Raw genomic sequence first — 12,435 nt, forward strand, 5'->3', positions numbered from 1 at the left:
CTTACAAAACCCTGAAAGAATAAACCCCGGAATCCGAACTGTTCCCTTCCTCATCTGTAGTGACGATCTTCCAGTAATACACGGTCCCGGAAACCACTACAGCAGATTGTTGTGATGCCGTTGCGCCCGGCGAAGCCACCAGATTTACCGGAGGATTCACGGTGTCCAGGTAGATATCATAGGTAGAAATATCCCCATCCACATCAGCGCCTGTCCATTCCAATGTTACCTCATTATTTGAATCGGCTGCTACCGAAGCCCCGGAGGTTGGCCTTACTATAGTCGCCGGAAATGGGGCATAGGTGGTTTGAGTCCCTGCATTGTAAAACTGCCAGGTTTCACTGCTTGCAGTTACCTGCGTATTGGAATTACGAGACAAGACCTGCCAGGAATAGGGCGTTCCCTTCTGCAATGTCAACTCCGCAGAAGGGGTCTGTGTACTTACACTCTGGGTTGCAGAAGTATTTAAATTGGTAGCGCGTAATTCGTAGGTTTCCGTATGATTGGAAGCCTGCCAGCGGAATTCTACCAGGCTGGTGGTCTCATTCTGATCCACACCGGTTGTACATTCCGAATTCTGTAGCGGAAATTCCAAAATGGCAGCTTCTGGCGGCTTGGGATCATCCTTTTTACAGGCCATGATCGCTAATACTAATAGGAAAACCAAGCTTCTGCTCATCGTTTTACAAGTTTATAAGTTTCCCTTCCTCCTTCCATACGGAGGTTAACAAAATAGAGCCCTGCAGCGAGTTCAGACATATCTATCGATATCTCACTCTCCCCGACCAAATTATAGCTTCGCGCTTTAATGAATCTTCCATTAGCGTCAAAGACCTCAACATTCACTGTACCGGTTGTAGCGCCCAGGAAGGCACTTACCCTGCTGCTTACCGGATTGGGGTAGAGTATTGGCCTGTCCGAATTAAAGATCACTTCTTCATAGGTCCCCTGGCAAGAAAGATCAGTGCTTACCTTGAGCGTGTTTAAGCCCTGTTTTAAACTCAACGTAATCTCAGCGGAATTCGTCTGGGTTTCTACCCCGTTCAGTTCCACTACGTAATTTTCCGACCCTGAAAGTGTCAACGTGATCTGTTGACTGTCCAGGATGAGCTGCGAGCTTACGTCCAGTGATTCGGGTTCCGAAACAACCGCCTCAAAACAAAAGGGTTCAAAGGTATTGGTTCCGTCCGTTCCCGTGATACAGATTGAATAGGTGCCCGCTTCCAGGTTTTCCAACTGATAGTTCGTAGTGAAGTTTTCAGTAACATCAACTCCATTTCCATTTACAGTGAGAGTATAATCCATGCTCTGCATTGCCGTAATTTCAATACTCCCATTGTCATTGGCAATACAGGTTTCGCCTTGAATCGCTACCGTAAAATTATCCGGAGGAAATCTAAATATCTCGCAACCATCTACCCCAACTTCGGCCCCTGGCGGAGTTCCTAAGCAGAGGTCATCGCCATCGTCAAACACACCATCGCCATCGTCATCAGGTCTCAATTCTCCCTCCACACAGATCTCAAGGCTAAAGTTGTTCAAAACCCCTCCGTCTGCAGGTGCGGAATCTGCTATAGTCAGGGTCCAGTCCCCTAAGAGCGATTCCCCGGCAAAGGAGCTTAACGCGCCTAAAGGTTTTACCGTGCCACTAATACCGGGATTCCCCTGGCAGTTGAAGCTAGGACCACTGTCTGTAAACACCGCATTGATATCACTGAGGTCTCCGCAGGAGTTTGCCACCAGGGTTACCGTTGTTCCCTGTGGAGAAGTAAGGCTTATGGTGAGGTCTGCCAAAAAGGAATGCTCCAGGTCCAGTGTGACCCTTAGGTCGTTTATAGGAAGGTTATTTATAAACGATACGGTTGAAGTTATGGTAGGCGTTCCAACCGCTGGTATGTTTATCGGTAATCCACTTGCCGTTATTGTTTTGCAATTCACTGCGACGGTCTGAAAATCAAACGGACTTGAAAAATTACCATCCCCACAACTGTTCTTTGGCCTTACACGCCAGAAATACTGTGTTTCCTGGTTTAATCCCAGCGCTTTGTATCTCGGTACAGCTACATTGGCAGCGGCCACTATGGTACCAAAGGCCACATCCGTGGCAATTTCAATATCATAAGATGTGGCACTGGCATTGGCTTCCCATTCAAACAAAGGGTTTAGGCTCACCGTAGTTGATGAATTGGCCGGGGTGCTTAAAACCACATCCGAAAAAGCGGCGTCATAAATGCTAAGGTTCAGGTCTACTTCGGCAGATCCTCCAGTCCATTCCCCCCTTACCGTAACAGGATAAGTCCCGGGTGTGACCCCTGCTGTCCCTGAAAGTGTTAGATCGACATCCGTATTATTAGCACTGGCCATAGCTGGACTAAAAGCAGAAGAAAGTCCTGCAGGTGCTCCGATAAGGCTAAAAGTCACTTCTTCACTGAAGGCTCCGAAAGTTTGCAGTGTAAACGGAATAACCAGGTTATCCGGCTGACATACTTCGTAATCCAGCTCACTAAAACTAAGCACTACATCGGTCTGCTGTATTGTAAAGTTAGTAGTATTAACAGCGAAGAAAACATTATCGCTGGCTTTGACCATGATCCTGGCCGAAGTAGTTGCATCTCCAGGGATCAAAACCTCATGTTCCCCGTCATTTACAACATTCTGAGCCAGTTGGATAGGAAAACTAAGTCCGCCATCAGTGGATAAAAATATATCTACAAACTGGGCGTTCACGGGCAATTGATCTGTATTGGCGACATCCCAGTTGAGCTGTTGTATGGATCCTGCCGTATATACTTCCGCCCCGGATTGAGACGTCACCCGGAAAGGTCCTGAACCATTTTGCACACTGATATTCACAAAATCCGAGGATACCTGGCCACCGGGTTCGGCATTATCCCTTACTGTTAATGCGAAATTCATTTCACGTTGTACATCCGAAACAGTTTCCCAGGCAGAATTTAACTCCGGATCGGTCTGGGTAAGGTTGCCCTGGGCCACTTCGGACAATCTGGGAAAATAGCGAGCCGGATTGCTGCTGGGTCTCAATGACCTGAAATTGGCCCCGTTGGGCCGGTTTGGACCAAAAGTTTCATTGGTTACCACCCCATCGTCTATTTGTTCCCAGGCATAGGTAAGCACATCTCCGGCATCTGGATCCGTCGCATTTGCGGTAAGCACAAAAGCCGTAGACTTTGGAATGATGAAATTCCCTGTTGGGGTGATAACTGGCGGTGAATTGGTAAGGGCTGTTTCCTGCGCACAGGAAACCGTTTCCAGGTAATCCGTTATTTGCTGTATACTGAAATAGTGAAAATAGTCGTCTCCATTGGGAGCCACATTATTAGCGCCGGCAATGCCAGCATAACCCATTATGGTAGTACCACTACCCGGCTCCGCCTGTACCTGGGTCCCTTCAGACTCGAAAGACCAGGTGTGGTTTGCACCGAACTGGTGGCCCAATTCATGGGCTACAAAGTCCAGGTCAAAAATGTCTCCCTGAGGTGCGGTGGTAGCGGCAAAGGCGCTCCCTTTCTGGTTGTCCCTACAGACGGACCCAATAAATCCCGCATTTCCATTATTATTAGCCCGATGAAAAAGGTGCCCAACATCGTAATTGGCCTCCCCTATCTCGCTGGTCAACGTAGTTTGTACCTGAGCGTTCAGGTTTCCGGAGTACGGATCTGTTTCAGGATCTGTATAAATTACCTGGTCAGTAGTCGCAACCAGTTCAAGAGTTACTCCGAGATCCCGTTCAAATACCTCATTTACCCTGGTTAGGGTCCCATTAATAGCGGCCAGGGCATCCGCGACTGTTCCTCCGTGAAATTGCGTATACTCTCCGGTCGCGGAAACAGCGATCCGAAACCTGCGCAGGATCTGATCGTCAACCAGTTTGGCAACGGTAGGGCCCAATCCCATAATGGCAGCCGAAGGCGTATTACAAACCAACTTATTCGCATATCCTGTATGCGAATCCTTGGGGTAGACCACATAGACGTCCCCATTGTCGGAAGATTTGTCAATAAAGAGTGTTTTTTCAGTACCGGTATACACAATCATTCCCTGAAACCCCTTATGGGAAATACTAAAACGTATACGTGAATGCCCTTGAAGAGCATAACCGGTATACGACTTAATACTGGGGTATTTTCTGGCCAGTTCCGGGGCCAGAACCGGTGTCTCAACTACCCTGTAAGCCACTAGTTTGCCCTTTTGATCCGGAAAATGGAGTATGTTTTGGTCGCTTGCGGAAGTACCACTTAAGGCCAGCTTTTGTGAAATAGCCTCTTGTTCGAGGGAGAAAAACCGGGTTTTTTTAATGTCCAGACGTTGCAATGCCGGCGAAGTGATCTCATTTCCACGGATCTCTTGTTTCCAGTAGGATGTCTGCGCGGCTCCGGAAAAGGAAAGTAACAGAAATAATATGGTTATTGGTAAAACAAGATGTAATTTTGCGAACATCAAGGGGACTTTAAAAGATTAAAATTAAGTCTTTTTATTATTTTATCTAGTGGTTACCGTCCAAAACATCTCCAAGTACGATAAAACCCATCCGACCGCCATTACCATTGGCACTTATGACGGTGTTCATGTCGGTCACCGTAAGATATTAGAACGCCTCATAAATAATGCCAAAAAAACCGGTTTGCGGTCTACTGTACTCACCTTTTTCCCACATCCACGGATGGTTTTGCAAAAAGATGCGGATATCAAATTGTTGAATACGGTAAACGAAAAGGCCCAGATCCTTGAGGATATTGGGCTGGACACCCTCATTATTCATCCTTTTACCAAAAAATTCTCTCGCTTATCCGCTACGGAGTTTGTGCGTGATATCCTGGTAAACGAATTGAATATCAGAAAGATAATTATAGGTTACGATCACAGATTCGGCAGGAACCGCAACGCGAATATCAATGATCTGATAGCTTTTGGAAGTACTTTCGACTTTGAAGTAGAAGAGATCCCGGCCCAGGAGATAGATGATGTCTCTGTAAGCTCAACCAAGATAAGGAGGGCGCTTCACGAAGGTGATGTAAAAACCGCCAACACTTACCTCGGTTATGAATATATGCTCACAGCTACGGTCGCAAAAGGAAAGGGACTTGGGAAAGAGATACATTTCCCCACGGCTAATTTGCACATCCCGGAAAGCTATAAGCTAATCCCAAAGAACGGTGTATATGTGGTTAGGGCGGATATGGGAGATAATGAAGTTTACGGCATGATGAATATCGGATATAACCCTACGGTGAATGGTACCCAAAAGAGTATAGAGGTACACTTTTTCGATTTCGAGGCTGATATATATAACCAGGAGATCCAGGTCCGCGTATTGGAACGCATCCGGGATGAACACAAATTTGATTCCCTGGAAGCCCTGCAGCAGCAGCTCAGGAAGGACCGGGAGACTTCGCTGGCTATAATCAACAGATAAGGACATGCTGAATCGGCTGCTTTTTTCCAAAATAGACAACGGATCTCTAGTCCTTTTTCGGATTTTCTTCGGGCTACTGATCAGTTTTGAGGGCTTTGGCGCCATAGCAACGGGCTGGGTACGAAGAACCCTGATAGAACCAAAATTCACCTTTAATTTTATTGGATTTGAATGGCTTCAGCCGCTGCCCGGCAACGGAATGTATCTCTATTTTGCCATTATGGGCACCCTGGGGCTGCTGATCGCCCTGGGATATAAATACCGCTATGCCATGATCGCGTTTGCGTTGATGTGGTCCGGAGTCTACCTGATGCAAAAATCATCCTATAATAACCATTATTACCTTCTGGCCCTCATCTCGGTGATCATGTGTTTTTTTCCTGCTAACCGTGCTTATTCGCTGGATGCGAAGCTCAATCCGGAAATTCGTACGGACAGTATGTATGCCTATGTGAAATGGATAGTGGTGCTACAGCTGTTTTTGGTTTATACCTATGCCTCAGTAGCCAAATTATACGGGGATTGGTTAGACTTTACCTTTATCGACGTATTGATGCGAAGCAAGAGCGATTACTTCCTAATTGGCGGGCTGCTACAGGAGACCTGGTTCCAGAAAGTCATAGGTATTTCCGGGATCTTGTTTGATCTGCTCATCATTCCGGCTCTCCTCTGGAAGCCTACCCGGCTTTTCGCCTTCATCGTCTCTATCTTTTTTCATCTTTTCAATTCCTTCGTCTTCCAGATCGGGATCTTCCCTTACCTGGCTCTGGCCTTTACCGTCTTCTTTTTTAGCCCGGAAACCATCAAAAAGCGGTTTTTATCCAATAAAACCTTGTATTCCGACAACGAAATTATAATTCCGTCATACAGAAAAATACTTCTGCTCGTCGGAGGCACCTACTTTATTATTCAATTCGCTTTGCCCCTGCGCCACCATTTTTTCCAAGACGATGTACTCTGGACGGAAGAAGGCCACAGGCTCAGTTGGCGGATGATGTTGAGAAGCCGAAACGGGACCATTCAATTCCGGCTAGTCAACCGAACTACAGGGAAATCCGAATACGTAAAACTGGAGGATTATCTGACCAAAAAACAACGCAGAAAGGTGGCATCCTATCCGGACTTTATGTGGCAGTTCGCGCAACATCTGAAAAAGGAATACGCGGCCAAGGGTGAAGAGATCTCCGTGTTTGCCAGGTCACGCGTACGCATTAACGACCACCCTTACAGAACCTTTATCGACCCCAAAACCGACCTGGCCAACGTCCCCTGGCATCATCTTAAACATCACAACTGGATACTTCCTTCAAACTTTTCCAGCAAAAAGAAGCTTCCGGACAGACCCTAAAATCCGGTTTGCGAATCACCATTTTCGACATCTATACTCAAAATGGGAAAGGGAAGAGCGCTTTTGCTATGATTCAATAGGAAGTACTTTTGTTGATTTAGGAGTTCTGATTAGCTCGCCACTCATTTAGGAGAAAAGAATAGCGAAATACTATACCCTTTTCAACGAGCATCAAGGTACTTTTCTAACTCTACCAACATTGGCCAATTACCGTTCTTCTTTTGCGGTTTCTTTTCTGACACATAGCGAACATAGGCTAAAACCATTTACTGAGAATCTTTCATAGCCTTTTTTGCCGCAGCTTCAAGCTTCTTTTGTGATTTACTTTGGCCATATTTTGTCCATAGAGGTTGCTCTTTCCAATTCTCAGGAAATCCCATATGATTAAGGTCTACCTGAGGATATTTATTAAATAGCTCTATTAAGCTTGAAGCATATTTGTTATATGGATTCACAAATCCGAGACAGTAAACAATTATGCAAAAGCCTGCATATATCTTTAACACTTTATCTTTGGAGTCTGCCCTTGTTGAAATATTGTTTTCCCACCGATCTACCCACGGTCTTTTTGGGGACTTAATCCATTCTGGGCTGATAGTTAAAATAATATTCCATAGTCTACCGTGATGTGCGCAGATATTTCTAATGTAAACTAAACACTCTAACCAAGAAATTAGAATGCTATGGTGTAATCCGATACTCTGTGCAATAGGGATTATTTGTTTATAATTCTTTACGTTTTTTAATACTGAAAGGAGGTTGGTAAAAGTCAAGAGTTCGAACGCCTTCCACGATGGGGGCATATATTGAACATAATTACGATGGTACTTTAGAATATATTCTTGTTTAGTTTCTTGGACGTTTTTGGTGATTTTAGTTAGAAACTGTACATAGTTGGGATAGTCTTTAAATGAGTCGCTTGATTCATACCAAAATCCAGTCTTATAATCATGGGAAAGATGATATATTGTTTGAGTTCTAATTGCTATTTCAATTTGCTCAATAGCCTGAAACGTCAACGTTCTTAGATCACTATCAAACTGATACAATTTAAAAATAGTTTCGAAAGTAGAACCTTCTTTAAACTGTTCTTCTTCTTTTGGTTCTTTTAGCAAAGGATACCAGTAGTTACTCAGTCGGTTATAACTGATATATGTAAGTATTTTTTCTGCTTTATGCTTATTTTCAATATTTAGACCTCTGCTTTCAAGAAGATCGACTTGTTCTGTAAAAGTCTTAGGAGACTTTGTGTAAATTTCCTTCTTGGTTTCTGGCATTAGTCTGGTTAAGTAAATAAAACAAAAAACCCCCCAAAAGTGCACATCGTTGAGAGGTCCGGGAGGTGTTGATAAAACAAAAATAATAAATATAACTTATGGAATATTCGTTATTTCATACTCAATATCTATTAAAAAATATAAACCCATAGAGCATCCTTATAAACAGGCGTATACTTCCAACTATTTGTTTATCAATACATTATACTTCAAAAAACTCTTACTTTACCGTTGGCGTATACCTTAGATGCTCAGCTTTAAACCGACCTGGCCAACGTCCCCTGGCATCATCTTAAACATCACAACTGGATACTTCCTTCAAACTTTTCCAGCAAAAAGAAGCTTCCTAACAAACCCTGATATGCCGGCTCTGACATACCTCAATTCCCCGCTGATATTGGAGTAAGGAAATGTGCAAATTGTCGTTGATTCATTGGTCAAATAGCCCTAAATTTGCCGCTTAAACCAAAATCTCATGTTACAGCTACAGGCCATACGGGAACGCAAGGACGACATAGCCGAAGCACTGAAAAAGCGAAACCTGGATGCGGGTCCCATATTGAATTCCGCACTCCAGTTGGATGAAGAACGAAGATCTGTCCAGGCTGAGCTGGACAATACCCTGGCCACTTCGAACAAGCTTTCAAAAGAGATCGGGATGCTTTTTAAAAGCGGGAAGGCTCAGGAAGCCAATACCCTGAAAGAAAAAACAGCCGAGTTAAAAGAATCGTCTAAAGCGCTTTCCGAAAAACTTAATGAGGTCAGTCTGAAACTTAATGAGATCTTATACCAGATCCCAAATGTTCCACACCCTTCGGTACCGGCAGGCAATAGCGATGAAGATAACGAGGAAGTGTTCAGGGAAGGAGATATCCCCGAACTTTCAGGAGATGCCCTGCCTCACTGGGAGCTGGCCAAAAAGTACGATATCATAGATTTTGAGTTGGGTGTCAAGATCAGTGGTGCCGGTTTCCCGGTCTATAAAGGAAAAGGCGCCCGGCTGCAGCGCGCGTTGATCGCCTATTTTTTAGATAAGAATACCCAGGCCGGATACTCCGAAATACAGGTGCCTCACCTGGTAAACGAAGCCTCAGGTTATGGAACAGGGCAACTGCCGGACAAAGAGGGGCAAATGTACCATGTGGGTTCAGACAACCTGTATCTCATCCCAACGGCGGAAGTACCTGTAACCAATTTGTTTCGCGATACCATTGTGGATCCCGATGAGTTCCCGATACGCTACACTGCTTATACACCTTGTTTTCGGAGGGAAGCCGGAAGCTATGGGGCTCATGTCCGAGGACTGAACCGCCTGCACCAATTTGATAAGGTGGAAATTGTTAGAGTGGAACATCCGGACCATTCATATGAAGCACTGGACAGTATGGTGGAACACGTAAAGGGCATTCTCAGAGAGCTTAAATTGCCGTATCGCATCCTGAGACTATGTGGAGGAGACCTTGGCTTTACTTCCGCACTTACCTTTGATTTTGAAGTATTCTCTACCGCCCAGGACCGCTGGCTGGAGATCAGTTCGGTATCCAATTTTGAAGCATACCAGTCTAACCGATTAAAAGTCAGATTCAAAGATGGTCAAAAGAAAACGCAATTGGCACATACCCTGAACGGTAGTGCGCTGGCCTTGCCGCGGGTGCTTGCCGGAATATTGGAGAACTATCAGACGGAAGAAGGGATCCGAATCCCCGAAGTTCTGGTACCGTATACAGGCTTTTCCATCATAGATTGATCCCAATATAGACAGTATTAATCCGTTATTACCTTAGGGGATGTTAAAACCTTGTAATCTCCTTAACAAATACTTCTGCTTAACTGTGCTATATTTGTTTAATGACGCGAATGAGAATTAGGCTGTTTTTACTGATGTTTTTGATGTGTTTTGGGCTTTCCGCCCAGGACGATTTTCTGGCCAAGCAATACTTCAACGACGGCGATTTTTCAAAAGCCCTGGTTTTTTACGAGAAATTGGTTAAAAAGCATCCCAGGAGAACGGATTATGCCGAAGGCCTTATTGCCTGCTACCAGCAACTGGAAAAATACAAGGAAGCCGAAGAATTCCTCTTGAACAAGATTGGCAATGGCAACCCCTATCCCACCATATACATTGAATTGGGATATAATTATACACTTCAGGAACTCCATATAAAAGCAAGGGAATACTACGACAAGGCCTTGCAGGCCATAGAAGAAAACCCGAATTATGGTTATGGGATTGGCTTTAAATTCCAGAGGCTAACCCTTCTGGACGATGCTCTTAAAGCCTACTCCAGGGCCATGGCCTTGAATCCACAACTGGATTACAATTTCCAGATGGCCCGGATCTACGGAGAGCAGGGTGATATTGAAAGAATGTACTCCTCCTATCTGGAGCTGATCAGTAACGGAAAGTCTTCCAAGTCCAATGTATTGCGAAATATTGATTATTTCATTACTTCCGACCCTGCTAATGAAAACAATGTCAAACTAAAAAAGATCCTGCTGCAAAAGGCACAAAAAAATCCTGATGTATTATGGAATGAGCTGTTGAGTTGGCTCTTTGTGCAACAAAAGCAATACAACAGCGCCTTTAACCAGGAAAAAGCCATTTACCGCCGGGCAGAAGCCTCCTCCCTCCAAAGACTTGAAAGTCTTGGGCATCTTGCCCTTGAGGATAAGGCCCTGGAAGAGGCCCATACGATTTTTGAATACATTGAGGACAATGCCAGTGATCCGGTTATAAGACTGAATGCCAGGCTGGAACTGATTCAATTACGGCTTTTGGAAAACGATTCAAAAGCCCTTTCTGAAGTAACCAAAACCTTTGAGCAGTTGTTGGAGGCCTATGGTTATCAGAGCGAGACCATACAGCTGCAAATCGCTTACGCCAACTTCCTGACCTTTGAGAAAGACAAGGCAGAAACCGCCATAGGCGTGCTTAAAAAAACCCTGGAACTCCCTTTAAACCGGTTTGAGCGAGCCAGCATTAAAATGGCTTTGGGTGATATCCTGGTTTTCGATCAGAAATTCAACCAGGCTCTCATCCATTTTTCACAGGTGCAGAAAAGCTTAAAAAATGATGTCATGGGTCAGAATGCGAGATTTAAAGTAGCGCAGACCAGTTTTTATAAAGGCGATTTTGAGTGGGCGCTGACCCAGCTAAAGGTTTTGCGAAGCTCAACTTCTCAGCTTATCGCTAACGATGCCATGCAGCTAAGTTTGTTGATCTCAGATAATTCCCTGGAAGATTCTACCCAGACCGCCCTGAAAAAGTACGCCCGGGCAGACTTGCTGGCATACCAGAACAAAACGGAAGAGGCCATACAAATTCTGGATGACATCCTTCAAAACCATAAAGGTGAAAAAGTCGAAGATGAAGCACTGCTAAGACAGGGGAAACTTCTGGAATCCCTTAGAAAGTTTGACAGTGCCAAATTCAATTATCAAAAGATCGTGGAATTTTACGGGAATGATATCCTGGCGGACGACGCCCACTTCGCCCTGGCCGAACTTTACGAGAATTACCTTGAGGATACCGAAAAAGCCAAGGAACACTACGAAAAGATCATTTACAACTACCAGGATAGTTACTTTTTTCCTCAGGCAAGGAAACGCTTTAGGATATTGCGGGGAGATGTTATAAATTAATACTGCGAAGTCTCAAATTCAGGAATCGTATCTTTAAGTTCCCACTCTTAGACTTAAACTTACGCTTAATCTTCAAACCAGAAAACCATGTTAATTTATAACGTAACCATAAATATAGACGACACGGTTCACGATAGCTGGTTAGACTGGATGAAGGAAGTTCATATTCCTGAGGTTCTCGCAACCGGCAAGTTTATGGAAGCCCGGATGACCAGAGTCCTGGTAGAGGAGGAAACCGGAGGCACTACCTATTCCATTCAATATCTTTCCAAAGACCGTGAGACCCTGGAGGCCTATTACAAAGAAGACGCACCCAGGCTTCGGGAAGATGGCCAGAAGTTGTTTGCCAATAAATTTGTTGCCTTTAGAACAGAGTTGGAAGTTATAAGTGAACAAAAACAGGCTTCTAACAGTGCTACTGAGTTCTTATTCACCTATGGCACCCTGCAGGACAGCCCTACTCAGATAGCAGTGTTTTCCAGGTCTCTTCAGGGCAAAGACGCGGTGCTTCCCGGGCATAAAATAGCTACGGAACTCATTGCGGGTCTTTACCCTTCCGTTACGCGTTCGGATAATGCTTCGGACTCTGTCCAGGGAAAAGTTTATGCGATCAGCGGTATGGAACTCCTAAAAGCAGATACTTACGAAGGCTCAGCCTATCACAGAAAAAAGGTGGTTCTTGAATCCGGCCTTAGGGCCTGGGTCTATTACGGCCGATCTATGGGTTAAAATAG

Annotated in this window: 8 protein-coding genes; 5 read left to right on the forward strand and 3 right to left on the reverse strand. The window is 44.7% G+C overall.

The window, feature by feature from the left end:
• Position 1: 1 nt before the first annotated feature.
• Positions 2-679, reverse strand: coding sequence for a hypothetical protein (locus GTQ38_RS01435; RefSeq protein WP_161433442.1), 678 nt, complete (start codon positions 677-679; stop codon positions 2-4).
• Positions 676-4,458: a reprolysin-like metallopeptidase gene (locus GTQ38_RS01440; protein ID WP_161433443.1), complete on the reverse strand. Its 3,783-nt coding sequence runs from the start codon at positions 4,456-4,458 to the stop codon at positions 676-678. The genes GTQ38_RS01435 and GTQ38_RS01440 overlap by 4 nt, the downstream gene beginning before the upstream one ends.
• Positions 4,459-4,507: 49 nt before the next feature.
• On the opposite strand from GTQ38_RS01440, the gene GTQ38_RS01445 reads away from it, so the two are divergent.
• The gene (locus tag GTQ38_RS01445; RefSeq protein WP_161433444.1) at positions 4,508-5,434 is read left to right on the forward strand and encodes a bifunctional riboflavin kinase/FAD synthetase; all 927 of its coding nucleotides are present in this window, start codon (positions 4,508-4,510) and stop codon (positions 5,432-5,434) included.
• 4 nt (positions 5,435-5,438) lie between these two features.
• Positions 5,439-6,782 carry an HTTM domain-containing protein gene (locus GTQ38_RS01450; protein ID WP_161433445.1) on the forward strand — a complete coding sequence of 448 codons (1,344 nt, stop codon included), beginning with the start codon at positions 5,439-5,441 and terminating at the stop codon, positions 6,780-6,782.
• A gap of 266 nt (positions 6,783-7,048) precedes the next feature.
• Here the strand turns inward: GTQ38_RS01450 and GTQ38_RS01455 are convergent, their stop codons facing one another.
• Entirely contained in the window at positions 7,049-8,059 is a 1,011-nt protein-coding gene (locus GTQ38_RS01455) for an Abi family protein (RefSeq protein ID WP_161433446.1), read from the reverse strand.
• A gap of 475 nt (positions 8,060-8,534) precedes the next feature.
• On the opposite strand from GTQ38_RS01455, the gene serS reads away from it, so the two are divergent.
• The 3 genes from serS (at position 8,535) to GTQ38_RS21140 (ending at position 12,430) form a co-directional block, all read left to right on the forward strand.
• Complete coding sequence (gene serS, locus GTQ38_RS01460; RefSeq protein WP_161433447.1) at positions 8,535-9,806, forward strand: serine--tRNA ligase; 1,272 nt, start codon at positions 8,535-8,537, stop codon at positions 9,804-9,806.
• A 110-nt stretch (positions 9,807-9,916) separates the two neighbouring features.
• Entirely contained in the window at positions 9,917-11,701 is a 1,785-nt protein-coding gene (locus tag GTQ38_RS01465; RefSeq protein WP_161433448.1) for a tetratricopeptide repeat protein, read from the forward strand.
• Positions 11,702-11,788: 87 nt separating this feature from the next.
• A complete protein-coding gene (locus tag GTQ38_RS21140; protein ID WP_161433449.1) occupies positions 11,789-12,430 on the forward strand; it encodes a DUF4286 family protein in 642 nt (213 codons plus the stop codon).
• Positions 12,431-12,435: the final 5 nt, after the last annotated feature.

The organism is Poritiphilus flavus, assembly GCF_009901585.1.
GTDB lineage: Bacteria > Bacteroidota > Bacteroidia > Flavobacteriales > Flavobacteriaceae > Poritiphilus > Poritiphilus flavus.